Origin of the sequence: Streptomyces sp. NPDC088194 (genome assembly GCF_040702025.1) — a bacterium.
Classification (GTDB): domain Bacteria; phylum Actinomycetota; class Actinomycetes; order Streptomycetales; family Streptomycetaceae; genus Actinacidiphila.
Genome location: NZ_JBFBIV010000018.1, coordinates 62223 through 75663, shown reverse-complemented (window position 1 = coordinate 75663; position 13441 = coordinate 62223). Strand labels below are relative to the sequence as shown.

13 protein-coding genes and 1 riboswitch are annotated in these 13441 nt (G+C 71.3%); of the genes, 9 read left to right on the top strand and 4 right to left on the bottom strand.

Annotation, left to right across the window (positions count from 1 at the left end; genetic code table 11):
- Nucleotides 1–113: 113 nt before the first annotated feature.
- Entirely contained in the window at nt 114–1205 is a 1092-nt protein-coding gene (gene hisC, locus AB0399_RS12685) for a histidinol-phosphate transaminase (protein WP_366411253.1), read from the bottom strand.
- 286 nt (nt 1206–1491) lie between these two features.
- Between hisC and AB0399_RS12680 the strand changes: the two genes are divergently transcribed.
- From AB0399_RS12680 to AB0399_RS12665, 4 genes are all read left to right on the top strand, one after another.
- Nucleotides 1492–2598, top strand: coding sequence for a LacI family DNA-binding transcriptional regulator (locus AB0399_RS12680; protein ID WP_328466513.1), 1107 nt, complete (start codon nt 1492–1494; stop codon nt 2596–2598).
- Nucleotides 2599–2874: 276 nt separating this feature from the next.
- Nucleotides 2875–3981 (top strand): metallophosphoesterase, encoded by a 1107-nt coding sequence (locus tag AB0399_RS12675; protein ID WP_366411252.1) that lies wholly within the window; start codon nt 2875–2877, stop codon nt 3979–3981.
- A 152-nt stretch (nt 3982–4133) separates the two neighbouring features.
- The gene (locus AB0399_RS12670; protein ID WP_366411251.1) at nt 4134–4976 is read left to right on the top strand and encodes a hypothetical protein; all 843 of its coding nucleotides are present in this window, start codon (nt 4134–4136) and stop codon (nt 4974–4976) included.
- 197 nt (nt 4977–5173) lie between these two features.
- Complete coding sequence (locus AB0399_RS12665; protein WP_366411250.1) at nt 5174–5560, top strand: hypothetical protein; 387 nt, start codon at nt 5174–5176, stop codon at nt 5558–5560.
- Between the two features lie 99 nt (nt 5561–5659).
- Here the strand turns inward: AB0399_RS12665 and thiC are convergent, their stop codons facing one another.
- Complete coding sequence (gene thiC / locus AB0399_RS12660; RefSeq protein ID WP_366411249.1) at nt 5660–7474, bottom strand: phosphomethylpyrimidine synthase ThiC; 1815 nt, start codon at nt 7472–7474, stop codon at nt 5660–5662.
- A riboswitch (TPP riboswitch) is annotated at nt 7469–7595 on the bottom strand. (Overlaps the previous gene by 6 nt.)
- Before the next feature lie 61 nt (nt 7596–7656).
- Here thiC and AB0399_RS12655 point away from each other — a divergent pair.
- Nucleotides 7657–9150 carry a YibE/F family protein gene (locus tag AB0399_RS12655; RefSeq protein ID WP_366411248.1) on the top strand — a complete coding sequence of 498 codons (1494 nt, stop codon included), beginning with the start codon at nt 7657–7659 and terminating at the stop codon, nt 9148–9150.
- A 106-nt stretch (nt 9151–9256) separates the two neighbouring features.
- Here the strand turns inward: AB0399_RS12655 and AB0399_RS12650 are convergent, their stop codons facing one another.
- The gene (locus AB0399_RS12650; RefSeq protein WP_328466525.1) at nt 9257–9472 is read right to left on the bottom strand and encodes a DUF5326 family protein; all 216 of its coding nucleotides are present in this window, start codon (nt 9470–9472) and stop codon (nt 9257–9259) included.
- A 124-nt stretch (nt 9473–9596) separates the two neighbouring features.
- A complete protein-coding gene (locus tag AB0399_RS12645) occupies nt 9597–9914 on the bottom strand; it encodes a cupin domain-containing protein (RefSeq protein WP_328466527.1) in 318 nt (105 codons plus the stop codon).
- 79 nt (nt 9915–9993) lie between these two features.
- Here AB0399_RS12645 and AB0399_RS12640 point away from each other — a divergent pair, with 79 nt between their 5' ends.
- From AB0399_RS12640 to AB0399_RS12625, 4 genes are all read left to right on the top strand, one after another.
- Complete coding sequence (locus AB0399_RS12640) at nt 9994–10374, top strand: phage holin family protein (protein ID WP_329367048.1); 381 nt, start codon at nt 9994–9996, stop codon at nt 10372–10374.
- 47 nt (nt 10375–10421) lie between these two features.
- Nucleotides 10422–11576 carry a cystathionine gamma-lyase gene (locus AB0399_RS12635; RefSeq protein WP_366411247.1) on the top strand — a complete coding sequence of 385 codons (1155 nt, stop codon included), beginning with the start codon at nt 10422–10424 and terminating at the stop codon, nt 11574–11576.
- Between the two features lie 31 nt (nt 11577–11607).
- Nucleotides 11608–12789, top strand: a complete 1182-nt coding sequence (locus tag AB0399_RS12630; protein ID WP_366411246.1) for a serine hydrolase domain-containing protein — start codon at nt 11608–11610, stop codon at nt 12787–12789.
- Between the two features lie 125 nt (nt 12790–12914).
- Entirely contained in the window at nt 12915–13418 is a 504-nt protein-coding gene (locus AB0399_RS12625) for an NUDIX hydrolase (protein WP_329367042.1), read from the top strand.
- Nucleotides 13419–13441 lie beyond the last annotated feature (23 nt).

The window sequence follows — 13441 nt, the reverse complement described above, 5'->3', positions numbered from 1 at the left end:
AACGTGAACTCATTCACAAGGAGTATCGCGCACATGCGTTCGCCCCCTCCCACCGGGGGGTGAGAGGGGGCGAATTAGCAGGTCAAAGCACTTTTTGCCCGGTGGGGCTCCGGCTACAGCTCCTTGCGGAACGCCTCAGCGGTCCGCAGCATGATGTCGTTGGCCTCGGTCTCCCCGATCGTGATCCGCACCCCCTCGGCACCGAACGGCCGGACCGTCACACCCGCCCGCTCGCAGGCCGCCGCGAAGTCCGCGGTGCGCTCCCCCAGCCGCAACCACACGAAGTTCGCCTGCGTCTCGGGCACCGTCCAACCCTGATCGGCCAGCGCCGTGGCGACCCGGGCGCGCTCCACGACCAGACCCGCGACCCGCTCCAGCAGCGCCGGCTCGGCCCGCAGGCTGGCGATCGCCGCGTCCTGCGCCAGCTGGCTCACCCCGAACGGCACCGCGGTCTTCCGCAGCGCCTCGGCCACCGGCTCATGCGCGATCGCGAAACCGATCCGCAGCCCGGCCAGGCCGTACGCCTTGGAGAAGGTGCGCAGCACCGCGACGTTCGGGCGGTCACGGTACAGGTCGACGCCGTCGGGCACCTCGGGGTCGGTGTTGAACTCGCGGTACGCCTCGTCCAGGACGACCAGCACATCGGCCGGCACCCGGTCCAGGAAGCGCTCCAGTTCCGCCCGGCGCACCACGGTGCCGGTCGGGTTGTTCGGGTTGCAGACGAAGATCAGCCGGGTCCGGTCGGTGATCGCGGCCGCCATCGCGTCCAGGTCGTGCACCTCGGCCGCGTCCAGCGGCACTTGCACCGCCCGGGCACCACTGATCTGGGTGATGATCGGATACGCCTCGAACGACCGCCAGGCGTAGATCACCTCGTCGCCCGGCCCCGAGGTCACCTGGAGCAGTTGCTGGGCCACGCCGACCGAGCCGGTGCCGGTGGCGATGTGTCCGACCGGTACGTCGAACCGCGTCGCCAGTTCCGCGGTCAGCGCGGCACAGGACAGGTCGGGATAGCGGTTGAAGGAGGCCGCGGCGGTGGCCGCCGCCTCCAGCACGCCGGGCAGCGGGGGATACGGGTTCTCGTTCGAGGACAGCTTGAAGGCGGGCCCCGAGGCGCCGTCCTCCTCCGTAGCCGGGGGTCGCCCGGGCTTGTACGTCGGGATGCCGTCCAGTTCCGCGCGCAGCTTGGGGGTGGTCATGGCCACACCCTACGAGGGCCGCCGCGAACGGGGGAGGTGCGCTACGTCACCGTGTGCGCTGGTAGCGCGCGCCCTGGCGCGCGTCCCCCGTAGGAGTGAGTTGCCGACAGCGATCTCGGCGGACCAATGGCCGGGCGAAGACCGCAACCGGGCCGCTATCCGCCCGGCCTGCCGCCCTGCCGCCTGCATATTCCACCTTGCATACGGCTTTGGATCTTGCAGAAACCGTTCTTCCTGAGGCCCCCATGGCTGGCAGCCGTACGGACCAGTGCCGCCCTACTATCGGCTCGCCATGACAGCAGCAGGGAATCACCAGGCGAGCCGACCCATCGGACGCCGGCTGGAGCGCGCGGGGATCAGGGACGTCGCCGCCGCCGCCGGCGTCTCGATCACGACTGTCTCCGACGCGCTCAACGGCAAGGGCCGACTACCGGACACCACCAGGCGCCATGTCCGCGAGGTCGCCGACCGGCTGGGCTATCGCCCGTCGGCCGCCGCCCGCACTCTGCGCACCGGAAGATCGGGCCTGATCGGCCTGACAGTGACGACATACGGCGAAGAACCGTTCACCTTCACCGAGTTCGCGTACTTCGCGGAGATGGCCAGAGCCGCCACCTCCGCCGCGCTGGCCCGCGGGTACGCCCTGGTCATCCTGCCCGCCTCCTCCCGGCACGACGTGTGGGGCAACGTGGCGCTGGACGGCACCGTGGTGATCGACCCGTCCGACCAGGACCCGGTGGTCGGCGAACTCGTCCGGCAGGGCGTGCCGGTGGTCAGCGACGGCCGCCCGGCCGGCAGCCTGCCGGTGCACGCCTGGGTGGACAACGACCACGAAGAGGCCGTGCTCGGCATCCTCGACCACCTCGCCGCGGCCGGCGCCCGCAGGATCGGGCTGCTCACCGGCACCAGCACCGACACGTACACCCGGCTGTCCACCACGGCCTACCTGGAATGGTGCGAACGCGTCGGCCAGGAACCGGTGTACGAGGCGTACCCCGCCCACGATCCCTGCGCGGGAGCCGTCGCCGCGGACCGGTTACTCGCCCGTCCGGACCGCCCCGACGCCGTGCACGGACTCTTCGACCCCAACGGCACCGACCTGCTCGCCGCCGCCCGCCGCTACGGCCTGCGCGTCCCCGACGACCTGCTGCTGGTGTGCTGCAGCGAGAGCGGCGGCTACGCGGGCACCGACCCGCCGATCACCACGCTGTCACTGCAGCCGCGACGGATCGGTACCGCCGTCGTCCAGCTGCTGATCGACGCGATCGAGGGGATCGGGCCCAACCATCCCGTGCAGCAGGTCATGCCGACCGAGCTGATCGTGCGGGCGTCCTCGCAGCGGCGGGCGCACCGCACCACCGTCAGCCCACCGCGCGGTCCGGCCCGTGATGAGGCGTGAACCACGGGACGCCGCCGCGCACCGCCGCGGATCGCCCGCAGAATGCCACGTACCGCCGATCAGTGCCGAACGCCGCTCGCTTCGCGTCCATCGCCGCGCCTCGCCCGACACGGGAGGGTGCGGCGACACGGACGGCAGGCGCCGAAGTACCGGCCCGACCAGGTGACTACGTGGCGGTTTGTCCTGGGCCCATGAAAACGAGGTGCCTGGGTATGTCACAACGCGCCAGCCGCATTCCTATGATGGGCGGATGGCGGCGCGAGCGTGGAGGGGTCGATGACTCAGGGGGCAGGTCAGGGGTATGAGCCCGACACCGGGTACGAGCCCGCGCCCGGCTACGGGACGGCGCCCGACTTCCAGCCGGCCGACGGGTACGAACCGGGCTACCCGTCGGCGGCGCCCGCCTACGACGGCACCCCGCCGCCCGCGGCTCCTCCGGCCTCGGCACCGCCCGGCTATGAGCCGACCCGCCCCGACACGCCGCTGGTACCGCCGGGCTACACCCCCACCGCGCACGACCTGCCCGTGATCACCGACGCGGCGCTGCCGGGCGAGCGTCCCGGCCCGCTCTACGTGGTCGGCGACGTGCACGGCTACCTGGACGAACTCCTCGCCGCCCTGCGCGAGTCGGGGCTGGTCGACGAGGACGGCCACTGGTCCGCGGGCAGCGCCCGGCTGTGGTTCCTCGGCGACTTCACCGACCGCGGCCCGGACGGCATCGGCGTGATCGAGCTGGTGATGCAGCTCTCCGCGGAGGCCGCGGCGGCCGGCGGCTACTGCCGCGCCCTGATGGGCAATCACGAACTGCTGCTGCTGGGTGCCCACCGCTTCGGCGACACCCCGGTCAACTCCACCGGCGGCACCGCCTCGTTCCTCGCCGCCTGGCGGCTCAACGGCGGCCAGCCGTCGGATATGGAGCGCCTGGAGGACCGGCATCTGACCTGGATCTCCCGGTTGGACGCCGCCCATCTCACCGACGGCCACCTGCTGGTGCACTCCGACACCACGGCCTACCTCGACTACGGCAACAGCATCGAGGAGATGAACGACGCGGTCACCAGCGTGCTGCAGCGCTCCGACGCCGACGAATGCTGGGATCTGTTCCGCAAGTTCACCAAGCGGTTCGCCTTCCGCGGCGACGGCGGCGCCGAGGCGGCCCGCGAACTGCTGGGCACCTACGGGGGCAAGCGGGTCGTGCACGGCCACAGCCCGATCCCGTACCTGCTCGGCGAGGTCGGCGGGGAGAACCCGGCGGACGGCGAGGCGGCCGCGCACGCGGTGCAGGGTCCGATGGTCTACGCCGACAACCTGGCGGTGGCGATGGACGGTGGCGTCACGATGGACGGGCGGCTGCTCGTTGCCCAACTCCCGCTGGTGGGCTAGCTCCTACATTTCCTGGTTGCACCCTGTCAGGGCCCCCCGTACAGCCCTACCATCGGCAGTATCCGTAGTCCCACCGCTCTCTGGGCATCCGGCAGGCAGAGCTTGTTCCACGTGGAACACCTGCCGCGCACGGAGAGTCGGAGCATCGGGGGATGCACATGACCAGCGCTCCACATCTGCTCACCGAGGACCGCCAGGACTTCGAGCATGTCCTTGACGAGGCGCTGCGTATCGCCATGGACGGTATGGAGGGCGCGGCAGCCGGGGACGGCATGGCCGGTTCCCTGCTGAACGCCGAGCAGTTGCGCACCATGGCGCTCGCCGCCGCCGAGTCGATCGGGGCGCGGGCTGCCGAGGAGTACGAGGTGTACCGCCAGGTCCGCACTGACAGCCGGGCGGCGGCCCGCGAGTCCGCCCGGGCCCGCGACAGCCGGACGTTCAGCTACGCCGCGATGGGCGTCGCGGACCGTACCGGGTCAGGAGCAGGCATCCTCGCGATGATGGCCGTGCTCACCCCGCTGCTCGCCGGCGCCGCGGCACTGATCTTCCTGCTGATCGGCTACGCGCTCCAGGCGGTGTCCCCGGAGCCCGGGATCGCCTCACCGCTGCGCACCGCGGGCTGGTTCTTCGCCGCCGTGGCCGCCGCCGCGATCGTGCTCGGCGGTATCGGCCTGCTGCTGACCGCGCTGCGCGACGGCTCCACCGCGATTCACGACGCGCCCGAGTCGCTGCCGCCGGAAGTCGCGCAGGCGCGTGACACGTGGCGGCGGGCGCTGCTCGACCGGGGGCTGCTGCCCTTCCTCGACGACGCGCTGGCCGGTCGAGCGGCCATGCCGCCGCCCACCGCACCCGCCTCCGGTCCGCGGATGCCCCGCCTCGGCTACACCCGGCCCGACTTCTCCTCGCCACAGGACCCGCACCGCGCCACGCCCCGGTTCGCCTCGCCCGACTTCACCAGCCCGGACTTCGGCGGCCCGGACCACCGGCCGGACTAGGGCATGAGCGGCGGCTGGAGCGGTCCGGCCGCCGCCCTGTGTGAAAGGCCGAACTGCCCTGTCCGGACGACCTGCGCGGACGACCTGCACGAACGGCCTGTCCGAACACCCTGACCGCACGGATGGACGTCCCAGGTCGCGGCGGCCGCGCACCGTTGCTTGACTGCTCCCGTACCCGCCCAGAACGGGAGAGGCCCATGCGCGTCCGCCGCCGTACGCTCGCTGCTCTGTGCACGACCATCCCGCTCGCCCTCGCGGCGACCGGGTGCTCCGACTCCTCAGCGGGCCAGGTGACGGGCACCCGAGGTCTCACCTTCAGCCAGACCATCTCCAACCCCACCCAGGGCGAGGGCACCTGCCACCGGTTCGCCCCGCTGGGCGTCGACCACGTCACCAACAACACCGGTGTCGACATCTGGCTGCACAAGGGACTGAACTGCACGGACCCGGTGGGGCGCCCCAGCACCTACCTGTCCACCACGTTCAGCGCGGGAGTCGCCGAAACCCCGGGCCTGTGGCACAGCTTCTCCACGGTCGGCTGGCCGCCGCCGGTCCCGGCGAACATCGGACCGACCCTCAACTAGCGTCCCGCCGGGCTCCACCGGGCCCCCGAGCGGTGGGGCCCGGCGACATGCCGGACCCCGCCGCCTCGGTCAGCGGACGGGGCGGTCCCCCCAGGACGCTCAGTCCGCGATCGGCAGGTACACGCGGTTGCCGGACGCGGCGAACTCCGCGGACTTGGCCGCCATCCCGGCGCGGATCTCCGCCTCGCTCACCTCCGCGGGGCCGTCCGTGGGCGTCTGCGTGGGGTCCTGCTCGGCGCCCTGATCCCCGCCGCCGTGGGTACGGCGGATGTCGTGCGAGATCTTCATCGAGCAGAACTTCGGGCCGCACATGGAGCAGAAGTGCGCGGTCTTGGCCGGCTCGGCGGGGAGCGTCTCGTCGTGGAAGTCACGCGCGGTGTCGGGGTCGAGGGCCAGATTGAACTGGTCCTCCCAACGGAACTCGAAGCGGGCGTCGGACAACGCGTCGTCCCACTCCTGCGCGCCGGGGTGCCCCTTGGCGAGGTCGGCGGCGTGCGCGGCGATCTTGTAGGTGATCACCCCGGTCTTGACGTCGTCGCGGTCCGGCAGGCCGAGGTGCTCCTTCGGAGTGACGTAGCAGAGCATCGCGGTGCCCCACCAGGCGATCATCGCGGCGCCGATGCCCGAGGTGATGTGGTCGTAGGCGGGTGCGATGTCGGTGGTGAGCGGGCCGAGCGTGTAGAACGGGGCCTCCTCGCAGATCTCCTGCTGGAGGTCGATGTTCTCCTTGATCTTGTGCATGGGCACATGGCCCGGGCCCTCGATCATGGTCTGCACATCATGCCGCTTGGCGACGGTGTTGAGTTCGCCGAGGGTGCGCAGTTCGGCGAACTGCGCCTCGTCGTTGGCGTCGGCGATCGAGCCAGGTCGCAGTCCGTCGCCGAGCGAGAAGGTGATGTCGTAGGCGGCGAGGATGTCGCACAGTTCGTCGAAGTTCTCGTAGAGGAAGTTCTCGCGGTGGTGTGCCAGGCACCAGGCGGCCATGATCGAGCCGCCGCGCGAGACGATGCCGGTCTTGCGGCGGGCGGTCAGCGGCACATGGCGCAGCAGCACGCCGGCGTGCACCGTCATGTAGTCGACGCCCTGCTCGGCCTGCTCGATGACGGTGTCCCGGTAGACGTCCCAGGTCAGTTCCTCGGCGTGGCCGTCGACCTTCTCCAGGGCCTGGTAGAGCGGCACGGTGCCGATGGGGGCGGGGGAGTTGCGCAGTACCCACTCGCGGGTGGTGTGGATGTTGCGCCCGGTGGACAGGTCCATCACGGTGTCGGCGCCCCAGCGGGTCGCCCAGGTCATCTTCTCGACCTCCTCCTCGATCGAGGAAGTGACCGCGGAGTTGCCGATGTTCGCGTTGACCTTCACCAGGAACCGCTTGCCGATGATCATCGGCTCGATCTCGGGGTGGTTGACGCAGGCCGGCAGTACGGCCCGGCCCGCGGCGATCTCCTCGCGCACGGTCTCGACCGGGACGTTCTCGCGCAGCGCGACGAACTCCATCTCCGGGGTGGTCTCGCCGCGCCGGGCATAGGCGAGTTGGGTGACCGGCCGGCCCGGGCGGCCGCGGCGGGGGAGCCGGGGCCGGCCGGGGAAGACCGCGTCGAGGTTGCGCAGTCCGCCGCGGGGCGAGGTGTGCTTGAGCCCGTCGTCCTCCGGCCGGGCCGGCCGGCCGGGGTACTCCTCGGTGTCGCCGCGGGCGATGATCCAGTTCTCCCGGAGGGGCGCCAGGCCCCGCCGGACGTCGGTGTCGACCGACGGGTCGGTGTACGGGCCGGACGTGTCGTACAGCGTCACGTCGCGGCCGTTGGTGAGATGCACTTGGCGAACCGGCACCCGCAGGTCCGGCCGTGATCCGGTGGGACCGGTGACGTACGACTTGTGCCAGCCGATTTCACGCGTGCGCGCATCCTGCATGGTCATGTGAGACCCACTCCCTACGCCGGCATTACCCGGTAACAGGTTCAGCGGTCGGCGCAGCGCTCGCCTCAAGCGATGTCAGCGCCCTCTCAGCCCGGTGCTCCGAGCTCCCGCGTTTGCAAAGGTGCTGCCAACGGTAGCGGCTGCGTACGGACATTCACCAGGGCCCTTGCGATGATCGGGCCGTGGACTCCCCCCAGGCCGGCGAGCACGGCCCGCACTCCGCCGCGTCTCCCGACCACGGCCACGGCCAGGAACCCGGACAAGGACACGGCCAAGGACACGGACACAGCCATGGGCACGCGCACGGGCCCGTGCCACCGGTCTCCCGGCATCTGCGCAAGGTGATCGCGGCCGTCCTCGTGCCGTTCGCGGCCGCGGTGGTGGCCGGCATGGTGCTGCTGTGGCCGGGCGGTGCGCCGGCGCACGCGCGCAGCGGGGTCGGCTTCGACCAGCAGACCCGGCCGGGCAAGGTGGTGCAACTCGTGCACGTGTCCTGCAAGCAGGTCGGCGCGCTGCCCAACGCCGATGGGGCGGGCGACGGTTCGGGCGGCACCGGAAGCGGCGCGGGCGGGACGTCGGGCTCGGGCGGGGGTTCGACGGCGGGGTCGGCCGCCAGTGACGCCTGCCAGAAGGCGACGATCGAGGTGATGTCGGGCCCGGACAAGGGCACGAGGTTCACCGAGATCGTGCAGCCGGACCAGACCCGCCGCTACACCAAGGGCGAGGGGCTTGTACTCGCCTACGCCCCCGACGCACCCAAGAACCTGCGCTACTCGGTCACCGACGTGGACCGCGGCATGCCGGTCGCGCTGCTCGCACTGGGATTCGCGCTCGTCGTGGTCCTGATCGGGCGGCTGCGCGGGCTCATGGCGCTGGTCGCCCTGGCCATCTCGTTCGCCATCCTGACGTTCTTCATCCTCCCGGCGATCCTGCGCGGCGACAATCCGCTGCTGGTCGCGGTGGTGGGCGGCAGCGCGATCATGCTCATGGCGCTGTACCTGTGCCACGGCGTCAGCGCCCGCACGTCCGTGGCGGTACTCGGCACGCTGTGCTCGCTGTTCCTGATCGGCGCGCTCGGCTCGGTCTTCATCGCCTGGGCCCGGCTGACCGGCAACACCTCCGACGAGACCGGCCTGATCCACACCCTCTACCCGAACATCGAGATCAAGGGGGTGCTGCTGGCCGGGGTGATCATCGGCTCGCTGGGAGTGCTGGACGATGTGACGGTCACCCAGGTCGCGGCGGTGTGGGAGCTGAAGGACGCCGACCCGACAGCGAACTGGCGCAAGCTGTACGGCGCCGGCATGCGCATCGGCCGCGACCACATCGCCTCGGTCGTCAACACCCTGGTGATGGCGTACGCCGGCGCCGCCCTCCCGCTGCTGCTGCTCTTCTCGATCGCCCGCAGCGGGGTGTTCCAGGTGGCGAGCAGCGAGCTGGTGGCCGAGGAGATCGTACGGACCCTGGTCGGCAGCATCGGTCTGGTGGCGTCGGTGCCGCTGACGACGGCGCTGGCCGCGCTGGTGGTCAGCGCCGACCGCGGCAACCGGGGCGAGGCAAGCGGTCAGGGCGGTCAGAGCGGCCCAGGCGGTCGCGCCGGTCAGGGCGAGGCGGCGACGGTCCCGGGCCCGTCCCGCCCGGCCGGCGCGGGCCGCAGCCATCGCCGGGTGAAATGACGCGGACCGGCGAACGGTCTGAGCCGTTCGCCGGTCCGGTTGGTGCGCGCGCTGCGCGCGGTCCGGGGCCGATTCCGGGGTCCCGGCCTCGGCCGGGACGCCGACGTCACCAGTCGCGCTTCTTGCCGGAGCCCCCCGACGTGACGCGTTTCACGACGAAGACCAGCGCGCCGACCAGGATCACGAAGACGAGCACCTTGAACAGCAGGCCGATCACGATGCTGACCAGGCTCGCGATCAGCGTGCCGAACACGACCAGCGCGATGACCGGGATGCCGATCCACTTGACCCACCAGGGCAGGCTCTTCAGCAGATTCTCCATGACGCTCTTTCGCTCCTAGGTCGCTGCGCGGGGCGCGCACTCCGACTGTGCCGTACTTCGACTGTAGGTCCACCCGGCGCCGGGGCGAAGGCCGGGAAGACCCCATCCGACCCTGATCCGCCCCTTAGGGTTCCGGCGGCGAGAAGACCACCATGACCCTGAGATCCTCGGTGATGTGGTGGAAGCGGTGCGGGGTACCGGCCGGCACGTAGACCACGCTGCCGCGCGCGACAGTGGTGGTCTCGTCCCCCACGGTGATCGCGGCCCGACCGCTGACCACGAGGTAGACCTCGTCCTGCGCGTGCGGCTGCTGCGAGTCGCTCTCGCCGGCCTTGAGGGCGTACAGCCCCGCTGACATGTTGCGTTCCCGCAGAAAGCGGAGGTACGCACCCTGGTTCGCGGCACGCTCCGCGTCCAGATCGTCCAACCGGAACACCTTCATCGATCGCTCCTCCGCTGCGGTACGGCCACGGTTCTGTTCCGTCTCTTGTCCCGATGATCAGACCTGCGACGATCTCACCATGAAGAATTTCGTCGTCAAGACCCTGGCGAACGCCGGGGCCCTGGGCGTTGCCGTGTGGCTGCTCAAGGACATCACGCTCACCGGTCATTCGGCGTGGCGCGAAGCACTGACGCTCATACTCGTCGCCCTCGTCTTCGGCGTGGTGAACTGGCTGGTGAAGCCGGTCGTCAAGGTGCTGTCGTTTCCGCTGTTCATCCTCACCCTGGGCCTGATCACCATCGTGGTGAACGCGCTGATGCTGCTGTTGACCTCGTGGCTGGCCGGCCAGCTCAGTCTGAAGTTCCACGTGCACGGCTTCTGGACGGCCGTGCTCGGCGGCCTGATCGTCAGCGTCGTCGCGTGGGCGCTGCACCTGGTCCTCCCGGACGAGGACGACTGAGCACCGACCCGAGCGAGCACCGAGGAGACATGAAGGATGAGGACCGCATGACGCAGGATCGCATGGCAGAGGACCAGGTCGGCGACAGCACCCGCAGCGTGCACGCCGGCCGCCCCGAGGCCCGGCCGTACGAGCCGTCGCTGCCCGGTCCGGTCTTCGTCTCGCACTACCACCTGCCAGGTGAGCCCACCGGTCCGTATGTCTACGGCCGGGACGACAACCCCACCTGGGACCTGCTGGAGCAGGCGATCGCGGAGCTGGAGGCGCCCGGCGACCCGGACGCCAGCACGCTCTCCTTCGCCTCCGGCATGGGGGCGATCTCGGCGGTGCTGCTGTCGCAGGTGCGCTCCGGCGAGGTGGTCGTCCTGCCGTCGGACTGCTACCAGACGACACGCGCGCTGGTGGAGCGCCTGGAGTCGTACGGCGTGCAGGTGCGGATGGCGCCGACCGCCGGCGACGCGCAACTCCCGCTGCTGGAGGGCGCCCGCCTGGTGTGGCTGGAGAGCCCGTCCAACCCCGAACTGGACGTGTGCGACATCCGGCGGCTGGCCGACGCCGCCCACGCGGCGGGCGCGCTGGTCGCCGTGGACAACACGCTGGCCACGCCGCTGGGCCAGCGGCCGCTCGCCCTGGGCGCGGACTTCTCCGTGGCCAGCGGCACCAAGGCGCTCAACGGCCACGGCGACCTGCTGATGGGGTACGTCACGACGCGGAACGCCGAACTGGCCGACTCCGTACGCAAGTGGCGCAAGACGGTGGGCGCCATCCCGGGGCCGATGGAGACCTGGCTGGCGCATCGCTCGCTGGCCACGCTCGCGCTGCGGGTGGACCGCCAGGCGGACAACGCGCTGGCGCTCGCCCGCGCCCTGCTGGAGCGGCCCGAGGTGACGGGGGTACGGCACCCGGGACTGCCCACCGACCCCTCGCACGAGGTGGCGGTGACACAGATGCGCCGCTTCGGCAGCGTGGTCTCCTTCACGCTGCCCGACCGGGAGCACGCGGAGCGCTTTCTCGGCGCGCTGCGGATGACCTCGGAGGCGACGAGCTTCGGCAGCGTGCAGTGCACCGCCGAGCGCCGGGCCCGCTGGGGCGGCGACGCGGTGGCACCGGGCTTCATCCGCTTCTCGGTGGGCGTGGAGGACCCGGACGACATCGTGGCCGACGTGGTCCGTGCGCTCGACGAGGCCGCGCGGCAGCAGTAGCGCTGTCGCACCGCACGGCTAGCGTGAGGGCATGACCAAGTCAGCGAACGGGTCGGCCCCGGCGGGCCTCGGCGACGTCCTGCGACCGTATGTGGAAGACGGCACCCTGCCCGGCGCGGTCGGCCTGGTGGCGCGTGGCGACGACGTCGAGTTCGCGGCGGTCGGGTCTCTCGACGCCGGGGGCCGGTCGCCGATGGCCCGGGACTCGATCTTCCGGATCGCCTCGATCACCAAACCGATCACGGCCGCCGCGGTGATGGTGCTGGTCGACGACGGCCGGCTCGATCCGGCGGACCCGGTACGGCGGTGGCTGCCGGAGCTGGCCGCGCCGAGCGTGGTGCGCACCCCCGACAGCCCGCTCGACGACGTGGTGCCCGCCACCCGCCCGATCACGGTGGAGGACCTGCTCAGCTCGCGCACCGGGTACGGTTTCGCGCCGGACTTCGCACTGCCCGCCGTGCGGCCGCTCTTCGCCGAGGGCGTGCAGTCCGACGGCCGCGAACCGCAGCGCTTCCTGGCCACCGACGAGTGGCTGCAGACGCTGGCCGGCATTCCGATGCTGCACCAGCCGGGCGAGGCGTGGCTCTACAACACTTCCTCCGACCTGCAAGGCGTGCTGATCGAGCGGGTCAGCGGCGAGTCGCTGCCCGACTTCATGGCCGAGCGGATCTTCGAGCGGCTGGGCATGCGGGACACCGGCTTCGTCGTCCCGGCCGCGAAGCGGGACCGCTTCACCAGCTACTACCGGACCGACGCGTCCGGTGGCCTGGAAGTGGCCGACGGGCCGGACGGCCAGTGGAGCAGCATGCCGCCCTTCCCGTCCGGCGCCGGCGGGCTGGCCTCGACGGCCGACGACTGGCTGGCCTTCGGCCGGATGCTGCTCGCCGAGGGCGCCACCGCGGACGGCCGGCGGCTGCTGTCAGCGCAGTCGGTGCGGCTGATGACGGCCGACCATCTCACCGGGGCGCAGCGCGCGGCGAGCCGGCTCTTCCTGGAGGGGCAGGGCTGGGGCTTCGGCGCCTGCGTGGACGTCGAGCCCCTCGACCCGTGGAACGTCCCTGGTCGCTACGGCTGGGTCGGCGGCACGGGTACGTCGGCGCATGTCGTGCCCGCGACCGGCTCGGTCCACATCCTGCTGACCCAGCTCGCGGCGACGAGCCCGGTGCCCGCGCGGCAGCTACGGGACTTCTGGCGGTACGCGGCGGGTGCGTGAGCGGTGCACGGCACGCTCGTGACCGATACACGGCAGGCGCGTGAGGAGCACGGGATGACGCGACGGCGCTGATTTCGCCGCCGCGGACACGTTTGCTCGGCGCTTCGTCGCGGCAGATCTCAGGCATGCCTCCGGACTCGCACCTCAGCCCCTCCACCCGGCCGGTGATCAAACGTACGGCCCGCGCGATCATCCTCGACGGCGACCGGCTTGTGCTGATCAAGCGGACCAAACCCGGCATCGCTCCGTACTGGGTCACGCCCGGCGGCGGCGTCGAGGAGGAGGACGCCGGGGTGCTCGCCGCCCTGCACCGCGAGATCGACGAGGAGCTCGGCGGCAAGATCACCGACGCGGTGCCCGCCTTCGTCGACACCGTCGAGCACATCGCGGACGACGGGTCGCACGGCGTGAAGGTGCAGTACTTCTTCGCCTGCCGGCTGGAGTCGATGGACCTCGACCAGCGGCACGGCCCGGAGATCGACGCACCGTGCGGCAGCTACGAGGTGGTGCGAGTGCCCTTCACCCGGATGGGACTCGCCTCCGTGGAGATCGTGCCACTGACCCTTCGGCACTACCTGGACGCGAACATCGAAGGGGTGCTCGGGCTGCTCGGCCCCGATCTGGGCTGATCCGGCCGGTCGGCGCCGCGCCA

Coding starts and splice junctions, on each gene's coding strand:
- AB0399_RS12680 (WP_328466513.1), top strand. CDS start 1,492: ATGACAGCAGCAGGGAATCACCAGGCGAGCCGACCCATCGGACGCCGG.
- AB0399_RS12675 (WP_366411252.1), top strand. CDS start 2,875: ATGACTCAGGGGGCAGGTCAGGGGTATGAGCCCGACACCGGGTACGAG.
- AB0399_RS12670 (WP_366411251.1), top strand. CDS start 4,134: ATGCACATGACCAGCGCTCCACATCTGCTCACCGAGGACCGCCAGGAC.
- AB0399_RS12665 (WP_366411250.1), top strand. CDS start 5,174: ATGCGCGTCCGCCGCCGTACGCTCGCTGCTCTGTGCACGACCATCCCG.
- thiC (WP_366411249.1), bottom strand. CDS start 7,474: ATGACCATGCAGGATGCGCGCACGCGTGAAATCGGCTGGCACAAGTCG.
- AB0399_RS12650 (WP_328466525.1), bottom strand. CDS start 9,472: ATGGAGAATCTGCTGAAGAGCCTGCCCTGGTGGGTCAAGTGGATCGGC.
- AB0399_RS12645 (WP_328466527.1), bottom strand. CDS start 9,914: ATGAAGGTGTTCCGGTTGGACGATCTGGACGCGGAGCGTGCCGCGAAC.
- AB0399_RS12640 (WP_329367048.1), top strand. CDS start 9,994: ATGAAGAATTTCGTCGTCAAGACCCTGGCGAACGCCGGGGCCCTGGGC.
- AB0399_RS12635 (WP_366411247.1), top strand. CDS start 10,422: ATGACGCAGGATCGCATGGCAGAGGACCAGGTCGGCGACAGCACCCGC.
- AB0399_RS12630 (WP_366411246.1), top strand. CDS start 11,608: ATGACCAAGTCAGCGAACGGGTCGGCCCCGGCGGGCCTCGGCGACGTC.
- AB0399_RS12625 (WP_329367042.1), top strand. CDS start 12,915: ATGCCTCCGGACTCGCACCTCAGCCCCTCCACCCGGCCGGTGATCAAA.